Origin of the sequence: Streptomyces sp. NPDC001903 (assembly GCF_042891345.1) — a bacterium.
In the GTDB taxonomy this organism is placed as follows: domain Bacteria; phylum Actinomycetota; class Actinomycetes; order Streptomycetales; family Streptomycetaceae; genus Streptomyces.
The window spans coordinates 148251-171687 of sequence record NZ_JBIASZ010000014.1 but is presented as its reverse complement, the minus strand read 5'-3'; the positions used below and the strand labels follow the sequence as shown (position 1 = coordinate 171687).

Genomic DNA, 23437 nt, shown 5'->3' with positions numbered 1-23437 from the left:
TGCAGGACAGCATGGAGGCAGCGGCGTGAGCGTGCGAGTGACGGCGGCCCAGGGCGGCGTGGACCCCTTCGGCACGGCCCGGCTGCGGCGCGGGGTGCTCGACGCCTGGGGCGCGGGCCCGGCCCGCTTCCGGGAGGACGCCAACGCCGAGGAGGACCTGGCCCTCGGCGGCTACCGCGACCGGCTCGTCGTCGAGCTGGCGCAGAACGCCGCCGACGCCGCGGCCCGGGCCAAGGTGCCCGGCCGGCTTCGGCTCACCCTGCACTCCGGCGAGGGCGGGCACGGGGTGCTGGCCGTCGCCAACACCGGTGCCCCGCTGGACGCGACGGGCGTGGAGTCGCTGAGCACCCTGCGGGCCTCCGCGAAGCGGGAGCCCGCGGGGGCGGCGGGGCCTGCGGGGCCGGCCGCGGCGACCGGATCCGCCGACACCGTCGGCCGGTTCGGCGTCGGCTTCGCGGCCGTGCTCGCCGTCTCCGACGAGCCCGCCGTACTCGGCCGCCACGGCGGCGTCCGCTGGTCCCTGGCCGAGGCCCGCGAGCTGGCCCGCGACGCCGCCAACGGCAGCCCCGGCCTCGGCGACGAACTGCGCCGCCGCGACGGGCACGTCCCGCTGCTGCGGCTGCCGCTGCCCGCCGAGGGCACCGCCCCCGAGGGCTACGACACCGTGGTCGTCCTCCCGCTGCGCGACGCCGCCGCCGGGGACCTGGTGCAGCGGCTGCTGGCCGGCATCGACGACGCGCTGCTGCTGACCCTGCCGGGGCTCGCCGAGATCGTCGTGGAGAGCCCGCAGGAGGGGACCCGTACGCTCCGCCGCCGCGACGAGGGCCCGTACACGGTCATCGAGGACGCGGCGGGAGGCGCCGGCGAGACCCGCCGCTGGCGCACCGTCCGCCACAGCGGCCCCATCGAGCGGGCACTGCTCGCGGACCGGCCGGTCGAGGAGCGGCTGCGCCCCGTCTGGACGGTGTCCTGGGCCGTGCCCGTGGACACCGAGGGCGCCCCCGTACGCCCGGCCACCGCGAGCGTGGTGCACGCGCCGACCCCGACCGACGAGCCGCTGGGCATCCCCGCCCTGCTCATCGCCACGCTGCCGCTGGACACCGCCCGCCGGCACCCCGCGCCGGGGCCGCTGACCGACTTCCTGGTGGAGCGCGCGGCCGACGCGTACGCCGAACTGCTGGGCGCCTGGGACCCGGTGAGCACCGCGCTGGTGGACCTCGTACCGGGGCCGCTCGGCCAGGGCCCGCTGGACGGGGCGCTGCGCGCGGCCGTGCTGCAGCGGCTGCCGCGTACGGCGTTCCTCGCCCCGGCGGCCCCGGCCGAGCACGCCGAGCACGCCGAGGAGCGGGCCGCCCTGCGCCCCTTCGAGGCCGAGGTGGTGGAGGGCGCGGGCGCCGAGACGGTACGGGTCCTGTCCGAGGTGCTGCCGACGCTGCTGCCCGCCGGGCTGGAGCGCCGGCCCGAGCTGCGCACGCTGGGCGTGGGCCGGCTGCCGCTGGGCGACGCCATCGAGCGGATCGCGGGCATCGAGCGCGGCCCGGAGTGGTGGCACCGGCTGTACGAAACCCTGGCGGGGGTGGACCCGGACCGGCTCTCGGGCCTGCCCGTGCCGCTGGCCGACGGGCGGACCACGATCGGCCCCCGCCACGTGCTGCTGCCCGGCGCGGACACCCCGAAGGACCTGGCCCGGATGGGGCTGAAGGTGGCCCACCCAGATGCCGCGCACCCGCTGCTGGAGCGCCTCGGCGCGCTCCCGGCCACGCCCCGCGCGGTTCTGACGACCCCGCAGGTACGGGCGGCGGTGGCCGCCTCCCTCGACGCCGGGGAGATCTGGGACGAGGACGCCCTCGACGCCGACGAGCTGGCCGAGGTGGTCCTGGGCCTGGTCCGCGACGCCGACCTGGCTCCGGGCGACGAGCCGTGGCTGGGCGCGCTGGCCCTGCCGGACGAGGACGGGGAGCTCACGCCCGCGGGCGAGCTGCTGCTGCCGGGCTCGCCGCTGGCCTCGGTGATCCGCGAGGACGAAATCCCCTACGTGGACGGTGAACTGGCCGGGAAGTGGGGCGCGCAGCCGCTGACCGCCTGCGGGGTGCTGGCCGCCTTCCAGCTGGTCCGCGCCACCGACGTGGTGCTGGACCCGGACGAACTGGAGCCGCGCGACGGGGACTTCGCGGAGCCCGACGACGCGGGGCTGCTGGACGCGGTGGACGTGTGGTGCGAGGACGTACTGGACCAGCTCCCCGACACCCCGCTGCCGCCCGTGGCCACGGAACTCGTCGCGGTCCGCGACCTCGACCTGGTCGACGACGACTGCTGGCCCCAGGCCCTGGCCATGCTCGCGCAGCCCCCGCTGCGCGACGCGCTGACCCAGCCCGTACGGGTGCTGCTGCCGGACGGCACCACGCAGTCGGTGCGCCCGTACACCGCCTGGTGGCTGCGCGACCACCCGGTGCTCGACGGCCGCCGCCCGGCGGGGCTGCGCGCGGCGGGCGGCGACCCGCTGCTGGCGGGGCTCTACACCCCGGCGGACGCGACGGGCTTCGAGGACGAGCAGGTCCTGCGCGCGCTCGGCGTACGCACGACGGTGCCGGCGCTGCTGGACGAACCCGGCGGCGCCGCCGAGCTCCTGGGCCGCCTCGCCGACCCGGACCGCGAGGTGTCGGACCGCCAGCTGCACGCCCTGTACGGGGCCCTGGCCGATCTGGACCCCGAGCAGGTCACGCTCCCGGACGAGCTGCGCACGGTGGTGGACGGGGAGGTCGTGGTGGTCGACGCGGCGGACGCGCTGATCGCGGACGCCCCGGACCTGCTGCCCCTCACGGCGGGCCTCCCGCTCCTGCCGGTGGCCCCGGCCCGCGCGGCCGACCTGGCGGAGCTGCTCCAGGTCCGCCGGCTCTCGGAGACGGTCCCGGCGGAGGTCACGACGCCGGGCGAGGAGCACGAGGTCCCGGAGTCGGTCCGGATCCTGCTGGGCCCCTCGACCCCGGAGACCTACCTGGAGCACGAGGAGCTGATCGCGGGCGGCGTGGAACTCGACTGGCGCCGCACTCCGGACGGCACCCTCCACGCCGCGACCCTGGAGGGCGTGGCGGCCGGCCTCGCCTGGGCCGCGGACCAGTGGCCCCGCCGGTTCGAGGTGGCCGCCCTCCTGGAGGACCCCTCCCGTACGGCGGAACTGGCCCGCGACCGCTGGTTCGACTGACGGCCCCTCACCCGTACGGGTACTGCTCTCAGCACCGGCGGGTCTGGTACGGGACGGGTGCCGGCGCCGGTCCGGGCGGGGTCGGGCAGCGGGTCAGGGCCGTGAGGAAGGTCAGGGCGATGCCGCCCGCCACCACGAAGAGGGCGGTGCTGATCCCCTCGGCGGTGGCGGCGCGCAGCCGTTCGCCGGACAGGCCCCCGAGACCGGCGGTCGCGATCAGGACGAGGACGGCCAGGCCGACCGCCGCGCCCACGCCCGAGCCGGTGGAGGCGATGCCCGAGGCGGTGCCCTGGTCCCGGTCGGGGACGCCGGTGGCGGCGGTGATGAACATGGCCGTGAAGACGATGCCGTCGCCGGTGCTGAGGGCCACCAGGCCGGGGACCAGCTCCGCGTACGAGCCGTCCGGCGCGACGGCGAAGCCGAGGGCGACGGCACCGAGCGCGCCGACGGCGAGGGCGACGCTCAGCGTGGCCCTGAGGCCGAACCGCGTCACGAGCCGGCCCGCCGTCGTCGAGCCGGCGACCACCACCGCCGTGGGGAGGAGGAAGCCGGCGCCGGTCTGCAGGGCGTCGTAGCCGAGGACTTCCTGGAAGTAGAGGGACAGGAAGTAGAGCACCGAGCCGAACGTCGCCATGAACATGAACGCGATGACGACGCCGGTGACGAGGTGGGGGTTGGCGAGCAGCCGGGGCGGGATCAGCGGGTCCCGACTGCGCCGCTCGATGACGGCGAAGGCGGCGACCAGCAGCAGGCCCGCCGCCGCGACGGCGAGGAGGCCCGGCGAGAGCCAGCCCAGTGCGGGGCCCTGCACCAGGGCGAACACGATCAGGGTGACGCCCGCGGTGACGGCGAGCGCACCGGGCAGGTCGAAGGCGCGGCCGCTCTCGCGCGGACCGTCCGGCGCGATCACCACGAAGGTGAGCAGCAGCGCGGGCCCGGCCAGGGCGACGTTGACGAGGAACACCGCCTCCCAGCCGAAGGCCTGCGTCAGGAGGCCGCCGAGCAGCACCCCGATCACCAGTCCCGCCGCACCGGCGCCGCCCCAGATGCCCAGGGCGCGGTTGCGCGGGCGTCCTTCGGCGAAGGTGGTGTTGACGAGGGCCAGGGTGGTGGGGAAGACGAGGGCACCGCCGAGGCCCTGGACGGCGCGGGCCGCGAGCAGCGTGCCGGGCGCGGTGGCGAGGCCGCCGGCGAGCGCCGCGACGGCGTACAGCCCGAGCCCGGTGGCCAGTACGCGGCGCCGTCCGAGCAGGTCGGCGGCGCGCCCGCCGAACAGGAGGAAGCCGGCCGAGGTCACCGCGTAGGCGCTGATGACGGACTGCAGCGTCTGCGCGGAGTAGCCCAGGTCCCGGGCGATGTCGGGGAGCGCCACCACGACGATGTACTGGTCGAGCGAGACGATCAGCATGGCGAAGGACAGCAGGGCCAGGGTCGCCGTCCCGCGGTCCCGGCTCATGGCGCCGGTCCTAGGCGGGGAACTTGCGGTTGACCCAGCGGAAGGTCACCTCGATCAGGGCCGAGGCGGCCGCGGCGATGGCGACCGCCGTCCAGGGGAGTTCGGTGCCGACGAGCTTCAGCTCGAAGAAGTCCTGGAGCCAGGGGACGACGAGGACGATCAGGAAGGCGGCGCCCATCGCGCCGACCAGGGCCACCCGCCACCAGGTGTACGGGCGGGCGATGATCACCAGGACCCACATCGAGGTCAGGAACAGCGTCAGCGTCGCCGCGCTCGTCTCGGCCTGGAGGGCTTCCGGGCCGGTGTAGTGGTGGCGGGCGACCAGGTACGTGACGAACGTGGCCACCGCGGCGATCACGCCGCCCGGGATCGCGTACCGCATCACCCGTTTCACGAAGTGCGGCTTCGCGCGCTCCTTGTTCGGCGCCAGGGCCAGGAAGAAGGCCGGAATGCCGATGGTGAGGGTGGACAGCAGCGTCAGGTGGCGCGGCAGGAAGGGGTACTCGACCTGGAAGCAGACCACCAGGATCGCCAGCAGCACCGAGTAGACGGTCTTAGTGAGGAAGAGGGTGGCGACCCGGGTGATGTTGCCGATGACCCGGCGGCCCTCGGCGACCACCGAGGGGAGGGTGGAGAAGCTGTTGTTCAGGAGGACGATCTGGGCCACCGCCCGCGTCGCCTCCGAGCCCGAGCCCATCGAGACGCCGATGTCCGCGTCCTTGAGGGCCAGGACGTCGTTGACGCCGTCGCCCGTCATCGCGACCGTGTGGCCCTTGGACTGCAGCGCGCCGACCATGTCGCGCTTCTGCTGCGGGGTGACCCGCCCGAAGACGGCGTTCTCGTCGAGCACCTTGGCCATGTCGGCCTGGTCGGTGGGCATCTTGCGCGCGTCGACGGTGTTCTCGGCGCCCGGCAGGCCCAGCTTGCCGGCCACCGCGCCCACCGAGACGGCGTTGTCACCGGAGATGACCTTCGCGTGGACCTTCTGGTCCTCGAAGTAGCGCAGGGTGTCGGCCGCGTCGGGGCGCAGGCGCTGTTCGAGGACGATCAGGGCGGTCGGCTTGGCCCCGGCGCCGACGGACGGGTCGTCGAGTTCGCACGCGGCCCGGGCGAGCAGCAGGACGCGCAGGCCCTGCTCGTTGAGCACGTTGATCTCGTCGAGGGCCGGGTCTCCGGCCGGCAGGAGCACGTCGGGGGCGCCGAGCAGCCAGGTGTTGTTCTCCCCGTCGCCCTCGCTGAAGCTGGCGCCGCTGTACTTGCGGGCGGAGGAGAACGGCAGGGACTCGGTGCAGCGCCACTCGGCGCTGTCCGGGTAGGCGTCGATGATCGCCTGGAGGCTGGCGTTGGGGCGCGGGTCGGACTCGCCGAGCGCGCCGAGCACCTTCTTGACGTACGCGGCCTCCGCGCCGCCGAGCGGGCGGAGCTCGGTGACGTCCATGCCGCCCTCGGTGAGGGTGCCGGTCTTGTCGAGGCAGACCACGTCGACGCGGGCGAGGCCCTCGATGGCCGGCAGTTCCTGTACCAGGCACTGCTTGCGGCCGAGCCGGATGACGCCGATCGCGAAGGCGACGGAGGTCAGCAGGACCAGGCCCTCGGGGATCATCGGGACGATGCCGCCGACGGTGCGGGCGATGGCGTCCTTGAGGTTGTCGTCCTTGACGACGAGCTGGCTGATGATCAGGCCGATCGAGGTCGGGATCATCATCCAGGTGACGTACTTGAGGATGGTGGAGATGCCGGAGCGCAGCTCGGAGTGGACGAGCGTGAAGCGGGTGGCCTCTTCGGCCAACTGGGCGGCGTAGGCCTCGCGGCCCACCTTGGTGGCGGTGAACGCGCCGCCGCCGGCGACGACGAAGGACCCGGACATGACCGGGTCGCCGGGCTTCTTCAGGACGGGGTCGGCCTCGCCGGTGAGCAGGGACTCGTCGATCTCCAGGCCGTCGGCCTCGCCGACGGACCCGTCGACGACGACCTTGTCGCCGGGTCCGAGCTCGATGACGTCGTCGAGGACGATCTCGGAGGTGGAGATCTCGGCGGTCCGACCGTCGCGTCGGACGCTGGGTTTGGCCTCGCCGATGACGGCGAGGCTGTCCAGGGTCTTCTTGGCCCGCATCTCCTGGATGATGCCGATGCCGGTGTTCGCGATGATCACGTAGCCGAAGAGGCTGTCCTGGAGCGGCGCGACGATGAGCATGACCACCCAGAGCACGCCGATGATGGCGTTGAACCGGGTGAAGACGTTGGCGCGGACGATGTCGGCGGTGGAGCGGCTGCTGCGCACGGGCACGTCGTTGACGGCCCCGCGGGCGACGCGCTCGGCGACTTCGGCGGTGGTCAGCCCGGCGGGCTTGAACCGTGGTGCGGGGGGCCGGACCGGGTGTACCGGATCCAGCTCGGCTCCCGCGTCGATGGCCGCGCCGCCGGGGCCGCCGCCACCCGGCTCGGAACCGCCCGGTTCGATCTCTGCCCGCTGCGTCATGCTTTCGACGGTAAAGGGGGTTCTACCGCTTCACCCGCCGAGAAGTCCGAAGATCCGACTTCGGGATGACCCGAATCGTCCCCTGGTCCCCCTGCCCCCGACGCCTCAGCCGGCGGTGCCGCTCTCCTCGTCCCGCGCGGCGGACGCGGCGGAGGCGGCCGACGCGGCCGCGGCGTGCCGCTTGAGGGCCGCGTCGCGGCCCCGGACGTACCAGAGGCCGATCAGGCCGAGGAACCCGCCGGCCGCGCAGCACCAGACCCACCACAGCAGGTCACGGTCGGCGAACCAGCCGTAGAACGGGAGCTGGACGACGAACATCGCGAACCAGAGGATCGTGCCGCCGGTGACGGTCGCGACGATCGGGCCCTCGAGGGGCTCGGGCGCCTCGTGCTTCGCTGTCCATTTCGCCATGGCCCCAAGTCTAGGTGGCCCGAAACCGGGTCTACGCGCGGAGATGGACGGGGTTTCGTTCATGTGTTCATACTGAAACGGTGTGGGCATGGCCCATTTTCTTCGTATGAATCCCCCAATGCCCCCGCAATGAAGACACCAGAGGACCGCATGAGCACGCCGGCTCCCGCCCCCGCGCCCACCCTCCCGGACCCCGCTCCCCGCGGCGGGTCCGCCCTGGACCGCCACTTCAAGATCTCCGAGCGCGGCTCCACCGTCGCCCGCGAGGTCCGCGGCGGTTTCGCCACCTTCTTCGCGATGGCCTACATCATCGTGCTGAACCCGATCATCCTGGGCAGCGCGAAGGACATGTACGGCCACCAGCTCGACAGCGGCCAGCTCGTGACCGCCACCGTCCTGACCGCGGCCTTCACCACGCTCCTCATGGGCGTCATCGGCAACGTCCCGATCGCGCTCGCCGCCGGCCTCGGCGTGAACACCGTCGTCGCGCTCCAGCTGGCCCCGCGCATGAGCTGGCCCGATGCCATGGGCATGGTGGTCCTGGCCGGCTTCGTCGTGATGCTGCTGGTGGCGACCGGCCTGCGCGAGCGGGTCATGAACGCCGTCCCGCTCGGCCTGCGCAAGGGCATCGCGATCGGCATCGGCCTGTTCATCATGCTGATCGGCCTGGTCGACTCGGGCTTCGTCACCCGCATCCCGGACGCCGCGCACACCACCGTGCCGCTCACCCTCGGCACCGGCGGCCACCTGCACGGCTGGCCGGTCCTGATCTTCATCGTCGGCGTCCTGCTGACCCTCGCCCTGCTGATCCGCAAGACGCCCGGCGCGATCCTGATCTCCATCGTGGTCATGACCGTCATCGCCGTGGCCGTCCAGCTGATCGTCGGGCTGCCCGACTCGGGCTGGGGCCTGACCGTCCCCGAGTGGCCGGGCAACCCGGTGGCCGCGCCCGACTTCGGGCTCGTCGGCCAGGTCAGCCTGTTCGGCGGCTTCGGCAAGGTCGGGCTGCTGACCGGCATCCTCTTCGTCTTCACCGTGCTGCTGTCCTGCTTCTTCGACGCGATGGGCACGATCCTCGGCGTCGGCGACGAGGCGAAGCTGATCGACAAGGACGGCAACTTCCCCGGCATCAACAAGGTGCTGCTCATCGACGGCCTGGCCGTCGCCTCCGGCGGCGCCACCTCCTCCTCGGCCACCACCTGCTTCGTGGAGTCCACGGCCGGTGTCGGCGAGGGCGCCCGCACGGGCCTCGCGAACGTCGTGACCGGCGGCCTCTTCGCCGTGGCGCTGTTCCTGACCCCGCTCGCCACCATGGTCCCGTCCCAGGCGGCCACCCCCGCCCTCGTGGCGGTGGGCTTCCTGATCCTGGCGGGCTCGGTCAGGGACATCGACTGGAGCGACTTCACCATCGCCGTCCCGGCCTTCCTGGCCATGGTGATGATGCCCTTCACGTACTCGATCACCAACGGCATCGGCTTCGGCTTCATCGCCTTCTGCGTGCTGCGGCTGGCGACCGGCCGGGGCCGTGAGGTCCCGGCGGCCCTGTACGTCGTGTCGGCGGTGTTCGTCTTCTACTACGCGATGCCGGCCCTCGGCCTCACGTAAGCGTCCACGGGCTCGCGCTCACGTGCTCACGTGAGCCCGTAGAACTTCTCCGTCTCGTCGACGGCCGCCTTGAAGCGCTCGTCGAAGTCATCGCGAATGAGCGTCCGGACGACATAGTCCTGGACGCTCATTCCGCGTTTCGCCGCATGAGTCCGGAGGCGGTCGAGCAGCTCCCCGTCTATGCGCATGCTCAGCACGTGTGTCCCCATGCCGAAAGAGTCGTGGCACGGGACGTGGACGCGTGTCACTTTCCGCTGCGGACTCACCCGTACGAGTGACACGCTTCACCTGCGTTCCTTAGCGAGAGTAATGAGGTAGTCTAAAGAGATGCTCGACCTTACCCATGGCGACGACGCTGCCGCCGTGAACGACCTCCGCTCCGCCGTCATGCGGCTGGGCCGGCGCCTCAAGCACCAGCGCGTCGACGAATCGCTGAGCCCGACCGAGATGTCGGTCCTCGGCACCCTCGCCCGGTGCGGCCAGGCCACCCCCGGTGAGCTGGCCCGGCGCGAGCACGTCCAGCCGCCGTCGATGACGCGCATCGTGGCGCTGCTGGAGGCCAAGGGACTGGTCAGGCTGCAGCCGCACCCGGACGACCGCCGCCAGAAGGTGGTCACCCAGACCGAGGAGGCCGAAGCGATGCTCGAAGAGAGCCGTCGCAAGCGGAACGCCTTCCTGGCCGGGCTCGCGGCAGAGCTCACCGAGGACGAATGGGCCAAGCTGCGCGAGGCCGCGCCCGTCCTGGAGAAGCTCGCGCACTTGTAACGGACGACGCCAGGAGGCGAACGCTTTTGAGTACGGGAAACGGAGCAGACTCCGCACCCGGCCATACATCCACCACTACCACCGGGCGCACGACGCGCTCCACACGCTCCACGGGCAAGAACAACTCGATGTTCAGCTCGCTGAAGATCCGGAACTACCGGCTCTTCGCCACGGGACAGGCCGTCTCCAACACCGGCACCTGGATGCAGCGCATCGCCCAGGACTGGCTGGTCCTGTCCCTCACCGGCTCGGCTTCCGCGGTCGGCATCACGATCGCCCTGCAGTTCCTGCCGATGATGGTGTTCGGCCTCTACGGAGGCGTACTCGCGGACCGGCTGCCCAAGCGGCCGCTGCTGATCGCCACCCAGACCCTGATGGGCCTGACCGGTGTCGCGCTGGCCGCGCTCACCCTCGCCGGACACGTCCAGGTCTGGCACGTGTACCTCGCGGCCTTCCTGCTCGGCCTCGTCACCGTCGTGGACAACCCCGCGCGGCAGACCTTCGTCTCCGAGATGGTCGGCAAGGAGCAGCTCGCCAACGCCGTCAGCCTGAACTCGGCGAACTTCCAGTCCGCGCGGCTGGTCGGCCCGGCGATCGCCGGTGTGCTGATCACCGCCGTAGGCGTCGGCTGGGCCTTCCTGCTGAACGGGCTGTCCTTCGCCGCGCCGGTCGCCGGCCTGCTGCTGATGCGGACCCGCGAACTGCACCCGGTCGAGACGCAGCCGCGCGCCAAGGGCCAGCTGCGGGAGGGCCTGCGGTACGTCGCCGGCCGCCCCGAGCTGATCTGGCCGATCGTGCTGGTCGGCTTCATCGGCACGTTCGGGTTCAACTTCCCGATCTGGCTGTCGGCGTTCGTCAGCGACGTGTTCCACGGGGACGCGGGCACGTACGGACTGTTCAACACGCTGATCGCCGCGGGCTCCCTGGCGGGCGCCCTGCTGGCGGCCCGGCGCGGACACTCGCGGCTGCGGCTGCTGGTCGCGGCGGCGGTGCTGTTCTCCGCGCTGGAGGTCGTGACGGCCTTCGCGCCCGGGTTCTGGCTGTTCGCGGCGCTGCTGGTGCCGATCGGGATGTTCGGGCTGACGGTCAACGTCACCGCCAACGCGAGCGTCCAGATGGCCACCGACCCCGAGATGCGGGGCCGGGTGATGGCGCTCTACATGATGGTGTTCACCGGCGGCACCCCGATCGGCGCGCCGGTCGTCGGCTGGGTGACGGACACGTACGGGGCCCGGATCGGCATGGCCGCGGGCGGCCTCGTCTCCCTGGCCGCGGCCGCGGCGATCGCGGCGATCCTCTCCCGGGTGGGCAACCTCCGCCTGAGCGTAAGCCGCCACGGGGTCACCTTCGTCCCGTCGGCCCGCCCCCGCGAGCTGGTCACCGCGGCGTAGTACGTCAGTCGCGCGGCCTGCGGCGCAAGAGCCGCTTGGCGCCGAGGACCAGGGCCGTGCCCACGGCCAGCACGGCCGCGCCCTTGGTGAAGCCGCCCCCGCCCTGCTCGCCCGCAGGAGCGGGGGAGCCGGCCGCCGGGGTCGCACCGGGCTTGCCGGGAGCGGGGGTGGCGGAGCCGCCGGACGCGGGCTTCACCGGGACCGCCACCACCCGGCTCGACTCGCCCTCCGATCCGAACAGCAGCGTCGACCCGTCCGCCGAGTACGTCACCGACTCCGCCTGCCCCTGCCACGGCGCGTCCACCCGCTCGCCCTCGCCCTCCGGCTTCCCGTCCTTCCAGGGATAGGTCTTCGCGAAGAAGTAGCCGCGCAGCGTGAGCCGGCCGCCGTCCGGGGAGAAGGCCCCGTCCGTCACCCACGGCAGGTCAGCCACCCGCCGGAACACGTTCGTCCCCGAGGCCGACAGCTCCTTGGGCCCCTCGTACAGCCCGCCCTTGTCCTCGCTCTTGCTCGCGATGTACACCCGGCCCGTCACCGGATGCACCATCAGCGCCTCGGCGTTGCGCGCCCCGTCCGCGTACTTCACCGTGAACTGCTCGGCCTTGACCGTGACATCGGCCAGCTGCTTCGGCTCCGGGAAGCGGTAGATCCAGACGTGGTCCCAGGTCCCGTTCAGGTTGTCCCCGATGTCGCCGACGTACAGCTGCCCGTCCGGGCCCAGCGAGATGGCCTCGACGTCGCGCGGGGTCCCGATCCCGGTCAGCGTCACCCGGGCCACGGTCTTGCCGGTCGCGGAGTCCACCGCGTACACGTACGGGCCGTCGTCGCTGTCGTTGTGCGTCCAGTAGACGCCCGGGTGGATCCGGCTCGCCGCCAGCCCGCTCGACTCCTTGATCCGCGGATCGGTGATCGTGAACCCGGAGGCCCCGGCGGGCGCCGACTCGGCAGCGGCGGCGGCCGAACCCGGCAGCACGACAAGGGCAATGACGGCGGTCAACGGCAGCAGGCGCATACCCCAAGCCTGCCAGCCCGCCCCGCGTGTCCGGCATCACAGGGGCGCCCGGCGCGTGATCCGCGATGATGACCGGATGCGTTTCATGTTCGTCGGTGATTCCATGACCATCGGGCGCGCCGGCGACTACACCTGGCGCTACCGGATGTGGCAGCACCTGGGCCGCGTCCCGGGCGGCCCGTACGAGATCGTCGGCCCGCGCACCGCGCTCTTCGACACCGCGGCGAACGAGCCGACCAGCCACGCCTACGCCGACCCCGGCTTCCCGGAGGACGCCCGCCGCCACCTCGCCGGCTGGGGCGAGGGCTGGCAGCACATGGCCCCCCTCATCGGCTCCGCCGTGCGCTCCGGCGAGCCCGACGTCCTGCTCGTCTCCCTCGGCCTGATCGACCTGGGCTTCTACACCGCCGCCGAGGAGACCGCGGCCAACGCCCGCCGCTTCATCGCCGAGGCCCGGGCCGCCCGGCCCGGCATCCGGATGGTCCTGCTCCCCGTCATCCCGAACGTCCGGGCCGATTCCGACGCGCCGTTCGCGGCCGAGGTGGCCCGGTTCAACGAGCTCCTCGCGAAGGCCGTCGCCGACCTGTCGACCGAGGCCTCGCCGATCCTGCTGGCCGCGCGCCCGGCCGCGTACGAGATAGCGCACGACACGTACGACGGCACCCACCCCAACGCCTCCGGCGAGCACCGCCTGGCCGGCGAGTTCGCGGCGGTCCTGCACCAGGCCTGGGGCATCGGCGGCCCGTACCGGATGCCCTGACGGCCCTCGGGGCCACACCCGGCGTTCCCTCCGTGACCCGCTCCCCGTGCGTATCGTTGTACTACGCGGCTGCCCGCGACTGCGCGGCAGCGGGGAGGAGCGCCACGATGACCGTCGTAGAGACCGGCAGGATCGAGATGGCCGACATCAGCAGCGAGCAGGCCTTGGACGAGATGTTCGAGGCGCTTGAGCCCGTCCCCGAGGGATTGAAGGTCGAGATCGTCGAGGGGACCGTCTACATGTCGCCGCAGCGGGACACGCACTGGGAGATCATCCTGGACATCATCGAGCAGCTGCGCGCCAAGTACCCGCGAAAGCAACTGAAGTCCGATGTCCGCATCGACTACCCCGGCCACCTGAACGGCTTTGCCACCGACGTGACGGCCATGGCCGAAGGAGCGGAGAGGAGCGAGGCCGGCCGCTGGCGCCACGAGGACGTGGAATTCGTCGCCGAGGTGATCTCCAAGGGCACCGCGGCGAACGACTACGGCCCCAAGAAGGCGGCCTACGCCGCCGCCGAGGTGCCCGCCTACCTCATCGTCGATCCGTACGTCCGCCGCTCCCTGCTGTACACGCAGCCCAAGGACGGGGACTACGCCACGGAGACGAAGATCGCATTCGGTGACGAGATCGACCTCACGGACACGGTCGTGGGACTCAGCCTCGACACCTCCGAGTTCCCTCGCGACTGATCCGCGCCCCGCGTCCCGGTCCGCGCCCCGCACCGGGGCGCGGACCGGTCGCGCCGTCACGCCGGCCCGGTCACCAGGCGAAGGCCTCCGGCGAGGCACCCGGGCCGGGGAAGATCTCGTCCAGGCCGGAGAGCACCTCCTGCGGCAGCTCCAGCTCCAGCGCGCGCAGGGCGCTCTCGAGCTGTTCCCCGGTACGGGGTCCGACGATCGGCCCGGTCACCCCGGGCCGGGTCAGCAGCCAGGCCAGGGCCGTCTCGCCGGGCTCCAGGCCGTGCTTGTCGAGCAGGTCCTCGTACGCCTGCACCTGCGCCCGTACGGCGGTGTTGGCCAGGGCGTCCGCGGAGCGCCCGGAGGCGCGGCGGCCGCCCTCGACCTCCTTCTTGATGACGCCGCCGAGCAGCCCGCCGTGCAGCGGGGACCACGGGATCACGCCGAGGCCGTACTCCTGCGCCGCCGGGATGACCTCCATCTCGGCGCGCCGCTCGGCGAGGTTGTACAGGCACTGCTCGCTGACCAGCCCGACCGCACCGCGCCGGGCGGCCGTCTCGTTGGCCTGGGCGATCTTGTAGCCGGGGAAGTTCGACGACCCGGCGTACAGCACCTTGCCCTGCTGGATCAGCACGTCGACGGCCTGCCAGATCTCCTCGAAGGGGGTCCGGCGGTCGACGTGGTGGAACTGGTAGAGGTCGATGTAGTCCGTCTGGAGCCGCTTGAGGCTGGCCTCGACGGCCCGGCGGATGTTCAGCGCCGAGAGCCGGTCGTAGTTGGGCCACGGGTCGCCCTCGCCGGCCATGTTCCCGTACACCTTGGTGGCCAGCACGGTCTTGTCCCGCCGGCCGCCGCCCTGGGCGAACCAGGTGCCGAGGATCTCCTCGGTACGGCCCTTGTTCTCGCCCCAGCCGTAGACGTTGGCGGTGTCGAAGAAGTTCAGGCCCGCGTCGAGCGCGGCGTCCATGATCGCGTGGCTGGTGGGTTCGTCTGTCTGCGGACCGAAGTTCATCGTGCCGAGGACGAGTCGGCTGACCTTGAGTCCGGTGCGTCCGAGCTGTGTGTACTTCATGGACCCCAAGCCAACTGCTTGGAGTCCACTCCAGGCAAGGCCCCCCGCGGGCGCGGTCGGCGTCCGGGGGCGGGCTACTGGCCCACGGCGGCTGCCACGGCCACGACGACGAACATCAGCACGAGTACACCGGCCATCACACGGTTTCGGGTCTTGGGATCCACCCGTCGAGCGTAACGCGGGCGGCGCGGGTTCCCGTACCGAGGGGCGTCAGGAGGCGGCCAGGGGCCAGGCCCCGACCACTTCGTAGCGGGGCTGCTCCCCGGGCACCCCGGCCGTCGGGAGGTTGCTGCGGACCAGGCTGAGCTCCCCGACCCGCCAGGGCGTGCCCTCGAAGCCCGCGAGGGCCAGGGTGTACGGGTGCAGGTCGGCGCCGGTGCGGCTGCGGGCCAGGGTGAGGTGGGGGGTGTAGCGGCGGTGCTGCTCCATCGGCACCCCGGCCCGGCGGGCGGCGGCGTCGGCGCGCTCGGCGAGCATCCGCATCGGGTCGAGCCCGCCGGCGGCGCCGACCCACAGGGCGCGGTCGCCGAAGTGCCCGGAGCCGTGGATGCGCAGGCCGAAGGATTCGGTGCGGTGGGCGGCGCGGGCCAGCCGGGCGTGCAGGTCCGGCAGCAGCTCCTCGCGCACCTCGCCCATGAAGGCGAGGGTGAAGTGCCAGCCCGCCTCCCCCGTCCAGCGCAGCCGGTCGTCCCGGAGGGGAGCCACGGCCCGGCTCAGCTCCTCGACCGCTTCCTGGGGCGGCATCACCGCGGCGAACAGCCTCATGGGCGCGAGCCTAACCCGGTCGACGGGTCGGACTCGCGCCCGGCTGCGGGTTACGCGTCCGCGATCGGGATCTGCTGGGCCGTCGACGACGCCGCCGTCCTGCCGTTCACGGCGGTGGTGTCCGGGGCGGCCGGCCGGGTGTCCGGCCTGGTGTCCGGCTGGGACATCGACGAGAGCAGCTGGCGGGCCAGGCCCAGGCCCGTACCGCCCATGGTCAGCGCCTTCGCGAACATCTCCGACATGCCCTCGGCGCCGTTCAGGAGCACCATGTGCTCCACGTTGCCGAAGGCGCCCGCGCCCGCCTCCACGATCGCCGGCCAGTTCTCGGCGAGCTGCTGGGCGACGACCGCCTCCTGGTTCTCGGCCAGTGCGGCGGCCCGCGCCTTGATCGCGTCGGCCTCGGCCAGGCCCTTGGCCTTCGCCGACGCCGCGATCGCGAGGCCCTTCGCCTGGGTGGCCGCGGCCTCGGCCTCACCGGTCGCCCGGGTGGCCTTCGCGGCCGCCAGGCCCCGGGCCTCGGTGGCCGCCGCGTCCGCGGTCGCCGCCGTGGTCACGCGCGTGGCCTCGGCCGCGGCCGCCAGCTCGGTCTCCTTGGCCTTGGCCTGCGCCGCCGAGATGCGGGCGTCGCGCTCGGCCTCGGCGCGGGTGCGGGTCTCGTACGCCGCCGCGTCCGCGGGCTTGCGCACGTCCGCCTGGAGCTGCTGCTCGCGCCGGTGCGCTTCGAGCTCGGCGACCCGGGTCTCCTGTACGACGACCTCCTGGCGGGCCGCCGCCTCCGAGAGCGGGCCCGCCTGGCGGGCGGTCGCGGCGGCCTTGTCGCGCTCGGCCTGGTAGCCGGCCTGGAGGATCTCGCTGTCGCGGGTGGCCTCCGCCATCCGCGCGAACGCGGTCTGCTCGGCCTCGGTGGCCAAACGGTTCGCCTCGGCCTGCGCGATGCGCGCGTCCCGCTGGACGGCGGCCGCGTGCGGCATCGCCAGGTTCTTGATGTAGCCGGTGGGGTCCTCGATCTCGTGGATCTGGAGCGAGTCGACGATGAGGCCGAGCTTCTCCATCTCCGTACCGCAGGCCGCCCGGGTCTGCCCGGTCAGCTTCTCGCGGTCGCGGATCATGTCCTCGACCGTCAACCCGCCCACGATGGACCGCAGATGGCCCGCGAAGACGATGTGCACCCGCTCGGGCATCATCTTCTGCTGGTCCAGGAAGCGGCGTGCCGCGTTCGCGATGGACACGAGGTCGTCGCCGATCTTGAAGATCACGACGCCCTTCACCCGCAGCGGGATGCCCTGGTGGGTCACGCAGTCCACGTTCAGCTGGGTCTCGTTGAGGTCCAGCGAGAGCTTGCGCACCGCCTGGACGCCGGGGACCACGAGGGTTCCGCGCCCGGTGACGATCCGGAACCCCATGCCCTCGCCGATGCCCTCGGTGCGGTGGGTGGAGCCGGAGATGACGAGTGCCTCGTTCGGTTCGGCCACCCGCCACATGAGCTTGAACAGGCCGATCAAAGCCAGGATTGCGACGAGAACGATTCCCGCCACGACGCCGATAGCCATCGGCAACGCCCCCTTATCGCAGTGCCGTTCGACACTGACGAGGGCGAGTGTGCTCCTGTGCGGGGCCGTTAAGAAGACGTGGGGGGTTTCTTGTCGCCATCTTGATACGAACCACATCCGCGCAGGTCGCGACGGGGCTCAGTTGTCGTACGCCGCCATCACGTACACCGTGCGCGGCGGCAGGTACTCGACGACGGTCACGACCGTCCCGACGGGCAGCCGGCCCGTCCCGTGCGCCGGATGGGCGAGGAAGTGCTCCGCGCCGCCCCGGATGCGGACGATGACCTCGCCCACGAGCCCGGGGCCCACCGTCCCGGTCACCCGGCCGTCCAGCCCCACCATGCCGTCTTCCCCCATGGGGCGAGCGTACGCCGCCGGGGGGCGGCCGTCGCCCCGTACGGCTAGGGGGTGTCGTCAAAGTAGCTTCGTCCGCCCGCGAGGGCGGGGCCGGAGGGACTTTGACGACACCCCCTAGGAGTGCCCCAGGTCCGCGGCGGGGAGGTCCGCCGAGGGGACCGAGCCCGTGTCGGGGGTCGGGCGCAGCGGGAAGGCGTCCGTGGCCATCGAGTCGAGCACCGGCGGCGCCGGGCGCAGCGGCTTCGGCATGACCGCGGCCTCCGAGTGGCCGCCGCAGCCGTAGGAGAGCGAGACGAGGTGTCCGTCGGCCGGGCCGAACTCGTTGGCGCAGATGCCGAAGGCCTGGCCGAGCGAGCCGCCGATGGCGACGAGGAACCCGCACGAGACGCAGGACGCGGGCGCCGCCTGCGCCATCGGGGTCTTGGCGCCGAAGGACTCGTCCCAGCGGTCGGCGGCGCTGTGCAGCCCGTACCGGGACAGCACCCGGGCGCGCCGCATGCCGAGCTCCTCGGCGACGGAGGTGATGGAGCCCCGTACGGGGACCACGGCGCGGTCGGTGACGTCGGCGTCCTCGGCCTCGACCAGTTCGGCCATCTCGGTGGAGACGACGGAGTTCGGCGGCGGGGCGTCCTCGCCGGACCAGCCCGGCTCCAGCCGCAGGTCCTCGGCGTCGGTGGGCAGCAGGTCGCCGGGGCCCATGTCGCCCGGGCGCAGCCGCTCGCTCCACGGCACCCATTCGGGGGCGAGCAGCGCGTCGTCGCCGGGGAGCAGCACCGTTTCGTCGAGGGTGACGTTCTTGGCGCGGGAGGCGCGCGTGACGGTGACGGCCCAGCGCCAGCCCCGGTAGCCGGGGTCCTTGCACTCGAAGAAGTGCGTGACGACCCGGTCACCCTCCGCCACGGCGGAGACGTGCTCGCCCACCACGGAGGGAGCGGCGGCTTCCTCGGCCGCCGTGCGGGCGAGGTCTACCGCCTCGGCGCACAGGCGGTCGGGGGTACGGCTTCGCGTCGTCGCAGCACTCACAGGTCTCGTTCTCTCCTACGCCGTCTCACGAGTGCGCCGTCCGTACTGTCGTCCTGAACGACCCGTCGGTCCTGTCCGTACGTGGCGCGGGCGGAGCGGACCAGAGGGCCGCGTCGACGTCCGCACCCGATCGGCCTCGGGCGCACCTACCTGCAATCCATTCTGCGGGATCGCGAAGAGGCGCGCGGCCGAGAGCAACCGCCGGTGGCGCGCTACGCACGCTACCTCCTCCGACGCCTTGGGCCCACATGCAAGGTCCGATTCGCGGACGAGACCGCGTGCCGACATCGCCCCTACGACCTCCCGACGCCGGCCCGACGGCGATCCGTCGGGCGCCCGTAACGCGCCGGGACGGGACCGGGAGGGGTCGGTGGGGCACTATGGCGGGTGTGGCACCCGTACGGTCGTCCCGCGACGGCTCGGGACCGGCCAGGCGGGCCGGCCGGGCCGTCGGGCGTGCCCTGCAGCGCCCCTTCACGGGTACGGCGCGCGGGATCCGGCGGGCCACGCACGCGCACGGGGCCGGCGAATCGGGTCTCGGCAAGCTGATCGAGCTGCACGCCATCAACGGCGCCGGCGATGTGATGATCACAGTGGCGCTGGCCTCGACGGTGTTCTTCTCGGTACCCACGGACGAGGCACGCGGCCGTGTCGCCCTGTACCTGGCGATCACCATGGCCCCCTTCACGGTCCTGGCCCCGGTGATCGGCCCGGCGCTGGACCGGCTGCCGCACGGCCGGCGGGCCGCGATGGCGTGCGCCATGCTCGCGCGGGCGCTGCTCGCGGTGATGATGTCGGGCGCGGTGGCCACGGGCGGGCTGGAGCTCTATCCGGCGGCGCTGGGCGTACTGGTCGCGTCCAAGGCGTACGGGGTGGTGCGCAGCGCGGTGGTGCCGCGGCTGCTCCCGCCGAATTTCTCACTCGTCAAGGCGAACTCCCGGGTCACCCTGGCGGGCCTGCTCGCCACCGGAGCGGCGGCTCCGGTCGCGGCGGGGCTGCACGCCATCGGACCGCCGTGGCCGCTGTACGGGGCCTGCGCCATCTTCGTCTGGGGCACGTTCGCGGCGTTCTCGCTGCCGCACAAGGTGGACGAGGCCAAGGGCGAGCGGCGGGCGCGGCTCTCCACGCACGAGCCGCATTCGCGCAAACCCGGCCTGCGCACGGTGAGCCCGTCGGTGCTCTGCGGTCTGCTGGCGAACGCCTCGATGCGCGCGCTGTCCGGGTTCCTGATCTTCTTCCTGGCGTTCCTGCTGCGCGAGCACCCGCTCGCCGGGCAGAGCGCGGCCGTCTCGCTGGGCATCGTGGGCGTTGCGGCGGGCGTCGGCAACGCCTGCGGGACGGCGGTGGGTGCGTGGCTGCGGGCGCGGGCCCCGGAGACGATCATCGCGTCGGTGCTCTCGCTGACCCTGGCGGTCGCGATCCTGGCGGCGGTGTTCTTCAGCGGGCTGTTCATGGCCGTACTGGGGGCCACGGCGGGCTTCTGCCAGGCGCTGGCGAAGCTGTCGCTGGACGCGATGATCCAGCGGGACGTGCCCGAGGCCGTCCGGACGTCCGCGTTCGCCCGATCGGAGACGCTGCTCCAGGTGGCGTGGGTGCTGGGCGGCGCGATCGGGATCGCGCTGCCGCTGAACGGGGTCCTGGGCATGGCCGTGGCCGCGGCGATCGTCGCGGCGGGCACCACGATGGCCCTGCGCGGGCGCCTGACCGCCCCCCGCCACCGCCATCCGGGTTCCCCGCGCCCCCGAGTGGCGTAGGAAGGTCGCGTCGATCGGGGACGGACACGCCCCGATCGGGGCAAACCAGCCCCGTCCGGCGGGCCGCGCGCCGCGCGGCAGGCCACGGACACCCCCGTGCGGCGGCGGAGCCGGGTGGCCCGATAGCCTTCGGCTCATGACCGCACCGCTTTTCTCGGGTAGGGGCCGCCGCAGCGTCGCGGCCCTCGGAGCCGTGTCCGCCGGCCTCCTCCTCCTCTCCGCCTGCGACAAGCCGACGCCGCTGGCGACCGTGACGGTCGGCACGTCGTCGGTGTCCACCGAGGCCGTCTGCTCCGACGCCAAGGAGCTCTCCATGGACAAGGTCCAGGAGTGCCTCACCGACATGAAGGACGCCAAGACCATCGACTACGGCCGCGGGGACACCCTGCGCCTGGGCGTCGAGCCGGACGTCGTCGAGGACGGCAAGCGGTGGCAGGCGGTCCTGGACGGCCAGCCGATCACCGAGCCCTCCTCCAACACCTACCGCAGCTTCCCCGGCGCCGACCTCTTCGCCACCGGCGGCCAGGGCGAGGCCCCGTCCTCCAAGAAGCTGAACATCGTCCAGGTGGGCGAGGACGGCAAGCCCCTCGCCGTCTGGGCCTACAACGTCAAGCTCAAGTAGCCACGTACCGACGGTGCGCGCGCTCATCGTGACCGCGGTGGCGGCGGAGGCAGACTCCGTCGTCAGTGGCCTGACCGGGCCCACCCCTCATCAGGACCCGGTCACGCCGGAGCCGCGCGCCCTTCCCGGCGGCTACCTCCTCTCCCGGCGCGATCTGCCCGGCCTCGCCGCCGACGTCCTCGTCGGCGGGGTGGGGCCGGCCGCCGCCGCGGCCGCCACGGCCACCGCCCTCGCGCTGGCCGACTACTCCCTCGTCGTCTCCGCCGGCATCGGCGGCGGGTTCGCTCCCGCCGCCCCGGTCGGCTCCCTGGTGGTCGCCGACGCCCTCGTCGCCGCCGACCTCGGGGCCGAGACCCCCGACGGCTTCCTCGACGTACAGCAGCTCGGCTTCGGGCACAGCGTGCACCTGCCGCCCGCCGAGCTCGCCGCCCGCGCCGCCGAGGCCACCGGGGCGCTGCTGGCGCCCGTGCTGACCGTCTCCACCGTCACGGGCACCGCCGAGGGCGCGGCCCGGCTCGCCGCCCGGCATCCGCTCGCCGGGGCCGAGGCCATGGAGGGCTTCGGCGTCGCGGAGGCGGCCGCCGCGCACGGGCTGCCCGTGCTGGAGATCCGCGCCGTGTCCAATGCCGTCGGCCCCCGCGACCGCGACGCCTGGCGGATCGGGGACGCGCTGGCCGCGCTCACCGCCGGATTCCGCGCCCTGGGGCCCGTACTCGTCACCTGGGGAGAACGCCATGAGCACCGCTGAACGGCTCGCCGGAACGCCCGCCGGACCGCTCGCCATCGCCTATTCGCCCTGCCCGAACGACACGTTCGTCTTCGACGCCTGGGCGCACGGCCGGGTCCCGGGCGCGCCCGCCCTCGACGTCACCTTCGCGGACATCGACATCACCAACGGCATGGCCGAGCGCGGCGAGCTGGACGTGCTGAAGGTGTCGTACGCCGTGCTGCCGTGGGTGCTGGAGGAGTACGCGCTGCTGCCGTGCGGCGGGGCGCTCGGGCGCGGCTGCGGGCCCCTCGTCCTCACCCGCGAGGCCGGTGTGGACCTGGCGGGCAAGACCGTCGCCGTGCCCAGCGAACGCTCCACCGCCTACCTGCTGTTCCGGCTGTGGGCCGCGGACGTGCTGCCGGCCGGCGTCGGCAAGGTCGTCGTCCTGCCGTTCCACGAGATCATGCCGGCGGTCCGCGACGGCCGGGTCGACGCCGGACTGGTCATCCACGAGGCCCGGTTCACCTACCAGGACTACGGGCTGCACCGCCTCGCCGACATGGGCGAGCACTGGGAGTCCACCACCGGCCTGCCGATCCCGCTCGGCGCCATCATCGCGAAGCGCTCGCTGGGCGCCGAGACCCTGCGCGCGCTGGCCGAGTCGGCCCGTACGTCGGTCCGGATGGCCTGGGAGGACCCGGAGGCTTCCCGCCCGTACGTCCGCGCCCACGCGCAGGAGCTGGACCCGGCCGTCGCCGACCAGCACATCGGGCTGTACGTCAACGAGTTCACCGCCGATCTGGGCGATGCCGGGTACGCGGCGGTGCGCGGGCTGTTGACGCGGGCCGCGGCGGAGGGTCTGGTACCGGCCATCGCGCCGAACGCGCTGGACTTCCCGTAGCCGTTTTCCGGCCGCCTGCGACGGTGCCCCGGCCCTCTCGGGAGGGCCGGGGCACCGTCGTACGAACGGACGCGGAAGGCTCAGACGTCGAGCTGGTCGGCCACCGCGCGCAGCAGGCCGGCGATCTTCGTGCCGTGCACCTTGTCGGGGTAGCGGCCGCGCTCCAGCATCGGAGTGATGTTCTCCAGCAGGGTCGTGAGGTCCTGCACGATCGAGGCCAGCTCGTCGGGCTTGCGGCGCTGAGCGGCCGCGACCGAGGGCGCCGGGTCCAGCACCGTCACGGAAAGTGCCTGGTCACCGCGCTGTCCGGCGACGACGCCGAACTCGACGCGCTGGCCGGGCTTGAGGGCGTCGACCCCGGCCGGGAGCACCGACGAGTGGACGAAGACGTCTCCGCCGTCGTCGCGGGAGAGAAAGCCGAAGCCCTTCTCACTGTTGAACCACTTGACCTTGCCGGTAGGCACGTCCGTCCTCTGTCCTTGTGCTCGTCGGGGTCCGGGACGCCGCGCGGCGGGTCCGGACAACAGCGCAGCGGGTCATGGTGACCCGCCGTGTCCAGGCTAGTGGGCGTTTCACAGGAGACAAGACGTTCCCCGGTCCTTCACCGGTCTTCGCATTTCTGCTGCGCTGTCGGCTGCTTCGGCCAGGGAACTACCCTGGTGAGGTGACTGTTACTCCTCATTCCGACGAAGCGCGGCCGGGCGACGGCCTGGTGCGCGCCGGTGGCGTCGTGTTCATCGTGGGCGCCGTGGCGACCCTCGCGACGATGGCCCCGCTGTTCCTGGACGTGGACCCGTTCCCGTCGTACGCGTGGGCCGTGTGCATGCTGATGGGCATCGGCTTCCTGATCTCGGCGGCGGGCGTGCTGCGCTCGGCAGCGGCCCAGCGCAGGGCCGCCCGCGCCTCCCAGGCCTGACTCCCCG

At 73.0% G+C, this 23437-nt stretch carries 22 protein-coding genes; 11 read left to right on the top strand and 11 right to left on the bottom strand.

Annotated features, from left to right (window positions below):
- Nucleotides 1-25 precede the first annotated feature (25 nt).
- Entirely contained in the window at nt 26-3202 is a 3177-nt protein-coding gene (locus ACFYZS_RS28325; RefSeq protein WP_389018322.1) for a sacsin N-terminal ATP-binding-like domain-containing protein, read from the top strand.
- A 28-nt stretch (nt 3203-3230) separates the two neighbouring features.
- Here the strand turns inward: ACFYZS_RS28325 and ACFYZS_RS28320 are convergent, their stop codons facing one another.
- The 3 genes from ACFYZS_RS28320 to ACFYZS_RS28310 all read right to left on the bottom strand — a co-directional run bounded on the left by ACFYZS_RS28320 (nt 3231) and on the right by ACFYZS_RS28310 (nt 7548).
- Nucleotides 3231-4658, bottom strand: a complete 1428-nt coding sequence (locus ACFYZS_RS28320) for an MFS transporter (RefSeq protein ID WP_389018319.1) — start codon at nt 4656-4658, stop codon at nt 3231-3233.
- A gap of 10 nt (nt 4659-4668) precedes the next feature.
- Nucleotides 4669-7137, bottom strand: coding sequence for an HAD-IC family P-type ATPase (locus ACFYZS_RS28315; protein WP_389018316.1), 2469 nt, complete (start codon nt 7135-7137; stop codon nt 4669-4671).
- A 105-nt stretch (nt 7138-7242) separates the two neighbouring features.
- Nucleotides 7243-7548, bottom strand: coding sequence for a DUF2530 domain-containing protein (locus ACFYZS_RS28310; protein WP_389018314.1), 306 nt, complete (start codon nt 7546-7548; stop codon nt 7243-7245).
- Between the two features lie 150 nt (nt 7549-7698).
- On the opposite strand from ACFYZS_RS28310, the gene ACFYZS_RS28305 reads away from it, so the two are divergent.
- A complete protein-coding gene (locus tag ACFYZS_RS28305; RefSeq protein ID WP_389018311.1) occupies nt 7699-9153 on the top strand; it encodes an NCS2 family permease in 1455 nt (484 codons plus the stop codon).
- A gap of 26 nt (nt 9154-9179) precedes the next feature.
- Here ACFYZS_RS28305 and ACFYZS_RS28300 read toward each other — a convergent pair whose 3' ends face one another.
- Nucleotides 9180-9362 (bottom strand): hypothetical protein, encoded by a 183-nt coding sequence (locus tag ACFYZS_RS28300; protein ID WP_030156886.1) that lies wholly within the window; start codon nt 9360-9362, stop codon nt 9180-9182.
- Nucleotides 9363-9480: 118 nt separating this feature from the next.
- On the opposite strand from ACFYZS_RS28300, the gene ACFYZS_RS28295 reads away from it, so the two are divergent.
- Nucleotides 9481-9918, top strand: a complete 438-nt coding sequence (locus tag ACFYZS_RS28295) for a MarR family winged helix-turn-helix transcriptional regulator (protein WP_030156888.1) — start codon at nt 9481-9483, stop codon at nt 9916-9918.
- 26 nt (nt 9919-9944) lie between these two features.
- Entirely contained in the window at nt 9945-11309 is a 1365-nt protein-coding gene (locus ACFYZS_RS28290; protein WP_389018308.1) for an MFS transporter, read from the top strand.
- Between the two features lie 4 nt (nt 11310-11313).
- Here the strand turns inward: ACFYZS_RS28290 and ACFYZS_RS28285 are convergent, their stop codons facing one another.
- Entirely contained in the window at nt 11314-12321 is a 1008-nt protein-coding gene (locus tag ACFYZS_RS28285) for a WD40 repeat domain-containing protein (RefSeq protein WP_389018305.1), read from the bottom strand.
- A gap of 76 nt (nt 12322-12397) precedes the next feature.
- Here ACFYZS_RS28285 and ACFYZS_RS28280 point away from each other — a divergent pair, with 76 nt between their 5' ends.
- Both ACFYZS_RS28280 and ACFYZS_RS28275 read left to right on the top strand, forming a co-directional pair.
- On the top strand, nt 12398-13081 hold the full coding sequence (locus ACFYZS_RS28280; RefSeq protein WP_389018303.1) for a GDSL-type esterase/lipase family protein: 684 nt from the start codon (nt 12398-12400) through the stop codon (nt 13079-13081).
- A gap of 107 nt (nt 13082-13188) precedes the next feature.
- Complete coding sequence (locus ACFYZS_RS28275; RefSeq protein WP_389018300.1) at nt 13189-13773, top strand: Uma2 family endonuclease; 585 nt, start codon at nt 13189-13191, stop codon at nt 13771-13773.
- A gap of 70 nt (nt 13774-13843) precedes the next feature.
- Here ACFYZS_RS28275 and ACFYZS_RS28270 read toward each other — a convergent pair whose 3' ends face one another.
- The 5 genes from ACFYZS_RS28270 to ACFYZS_RS28250 all read right to left on the bottom strand — a co-directional run bounded on the left by ACFYZS_RS28270 (nt 13844) and on the right by ACFYZS_RS28250 (nt 18528).
- Nucleotides 13844-14833: an aldo/keto reductase gene (locus ACFYZS_RS28270; RefSeq protein ID WP_389018297.1), complete on the bottom strand. Its 990-nt coding sequence runs from the start codon at nt 14831-14833 to the stop codon at nt 13844-13846.
- Nucleotides 14834-15043: 210 nt separating this feature from the next.
- Nucleotides 15044-15598 carry an RNA 2',3'-cyclic phosphodiesterase gene (gene thpR, locus ACFYZS_RS28265; RefSeq protein WP_389018294.1) on the bottom strand — a complete coding sequence of 185 codons (555 nt, stop codon included), beginning with the start codon at nt 15596-15598 and terminating at the stop codon, nt 15044-15046.
- A 50-nt stretch (nt 15599-15648) separates the two neighbouring features.
- Nucleotides 15649-17154 (bottom strand): flotillin family protein, encoded by a 1506-nt coding sequence (locus ACFYZS_RS28260; protein WP_389018292.1) that lies wholly within the window; start codon nt 17152-17154, stop codon nt 15649-15651.
- Between the two features lie 132 nt (nt 17155-17286).
- Nucleotides 17287-17505 carry a hypothetical protein gene (locus tag ACFYZS_RS28255; protein ID WP_030156898.1) on the bottom strand — a complete coding sequence of 73 codons (219 nt, stop codon included), beginning with the start codon at nt 17503-17505 and terminating at the stop codon, nt 17287-17289.
- Between the two features lie 114 nt (nt 17506-17619).
- On the bottom strand, nt 17620-18528 hold the full coding sequence (locus ACFYZS_RS28250) for a DUF3027 domain-containing protein (protein ID WP_389018289.1): 909 nt from the start codon (nt 18526-18528) through the stop codon (nt 17620-17622).
- A gap of 380 nt (nt 18529-18908) precedes the next feature.
- Between ACFYZS_RS28250 and ACFYZS_RS28245 the strand changes: the two genes are divergently transcribed.
- From ACFYZS_RS28245 to ACFYZS_RS28230, 4 genes are all read left to right on the top strand, one after another.
- On the top strand, nt 18909-20282 hold the full coding sequence (locus tag ACFYZS_RS28245) for an MFS transporter (protein WP_389018286.1): 1374 nt from the start codon (nt 18909-18911) through the stop codon (nt 20280-20282).
- A 136-nt stretch (nt 20283-20418) separates the two neighbouring features.
- Nucleotides 20419-20904: a hypothetical protein gene (locus ACFYZS_RS28240; protein WP_030156903.1), complete on the top strand. Its 486-nt coding sequence runs from the start codon at nt 20419-20421 to the stop codon at nt 20902-20904.
- A 13-nt stretch (nt 20905-20917) separates the two neighbouring features.
- On the top strand, nt 20918-21652 hold the full coding sequence (locus ACFYZS_RS28235; protein ID WP_389018283.1) for a futalosine hydrolase: 735 nt from the start codon (nt 20918-20920) through the stop codon (nt 21650-21652).
- The gene (locus ACFYZS_RS28230) at nt 21639-22514 is read left to right on the top strand and encodes a 1,4-dihydroxy-6-naphthoate synthase (RefSeq protein ID WP_389018280.1); all 876 of its coding nucleotides are present in this window, start codon (nt 21639-21641) and stop codon (nt 22512-22514) included. The genes ACFYZS_RS28235 and ACFYZS_RS28230 overlap by 14 nt, the downstream gene beginning before the upstream one ends.
- 80 nt (nt 22515-22594) lie before the next feature.
- Here the strand turns inward: ACFYZS_RS28230 and ACFYZS_RS28225 are convergent, their stop codons facing one another.
- Complete coding sequence (locus tag ACFYZS_RS28225) at nt 22595-22978, bottom strand: cold-shock protein (RefSeq protein WP_030012939.1); 384 nt, start codon at nt 22976-22978, stop codon at nt 22595-22597.
- A gap of 200 nt (nt 22979-23178) precedes the next feature.
- Here ACFYZS_RS28225 and ACFYZS_RS28220 point away from each other — a divergent pair, with 200 nt between their 5' ends.
- Nucleotides 23179-23430: a hypothetical protein gene (locus tag ACFYZS_RS28220; RefSeq protein ID WP_389018278.1), complete on the top strand. Its 252-nt coding sequence runs from the start codon at nt 23179-23181 to the stop codon at nt 23428-23430.
- The last annotated feature ends 7 nt before the right edge of the window (nt 23431-23437 follow it).

Excerpts from the sequence above, each read along its gene's own strand:
- ACFYZS_RS28320 (WP_389018319.1), bottom strand. The coding sequence starts at position 4,658 with ATGAGCCGGGACCGCGGGACGGCGACCCTGGCCCTGCTGTCCTTCGCC.
- ACFYZS_RS28315 (WP_389018316.1), bottom strand. The coding sequence starts at position 7,137 with ATGACGCAGCGGGCAGAGATCGAACCGGGCGGTTCCGAGCCGGGTGGC.
- ACFYZS_RS28310 (WP_389018314.1), bottom strand. The coding sequence starts at position 7,548 with ATGGCGAAATGGACAGCGAAGCACGAGGCGCCCGAGCCCCTCGAGGGC.
- ACFYZS_RS28305 (WP_389018311.1), top strand. The coding sequence starts at position 7,699 with ATGAGCACGCCGGCTCCCGCCCCCGCGCCCACCCTCCCGGACCCCGCT.
- ACFYZS_RS28300 (WP_030156886.1), bottom strand. The coding sequence starts at position 9,362 with ATGGGGACACACGTGCTGAGCATGCGCATAGACGGGGAGCTGCTCGAC.
- ACFYZS_RS28295 (WP_030156888.1), top strand. The coding sequence starts at position 9,481 with ATGCTCGACCTTACCCATGGCGACGACGCTGCCGCCGTGAACGACCTC.
- ACFYZS_RS28285 (WP_389018305.1), bottom strand. The coding sequence starts at position 12,321 with ATGCGCCTGCTGCCGTTGACCGCCGTCATTGCCCTTGTCGTGCTGCCG.
- ACFYZS_RS28280 (WP_389018303.1), top strand. The coding sequence starts at position 12,398 with ATGCGTTTCATGTTCGTCGGTGATTCCATGACCATCGGGCGCGCCGGC.
- ACFYZS_RS28275 (WP_389018300.1), top strand. The coding sequence starts at position 13,189 with ATGACCGTCGTAGAGACCGGCAGGATCGAGATGGCCGACATCAGCAGC.
- ACFYZS_RS28270 (WP_389018297.1), bottom strand. The coding sequence starts at position 14,833 with ATGAAGTACACACAGCTCGGACGCACCGGACTCAAGGTCAGCCGACTC.
- thpR (WP_389018294.1), bottom strand. The coding sequence starts at position 15,598 with ATGAGGCTGTTCGCCGCGGTGATGCCGCCCCAGGAAGCGGTCGAGGAG.
- ACFYZS_RS28255 (WP_030156898.1), bottom strand. The coding sequence starts at position 17,505 with ATGGGGGAAGACGGCATGGTGGGGCTGGACGGCCGGGTGACCGGGACG.
- ACFYZS_RS28245 (WP_389018286.1), top strand. The coding sequence starts at position 18,909 with ATGGCGGGTGTGGCACCCGTACGGTCGTCCCGCGACGGCTCGGGACCG.
- ACFYZS_RS28240 (WP_030156903.1), top strand. The coding sequence starts at position 20,419 with ATGACCGCACCGCTTTTCTCGGGTAGGGGCCGCCGCAGCGTCGCGGCC.
- ACFYZS_RS28230 (WP_389018280.1), top strand. The coding sequence starts at position 21,639 with ATGAGCACCGCTGAACGGCTCGCCGGAACGCCCGCCGGACCGCTCGCC.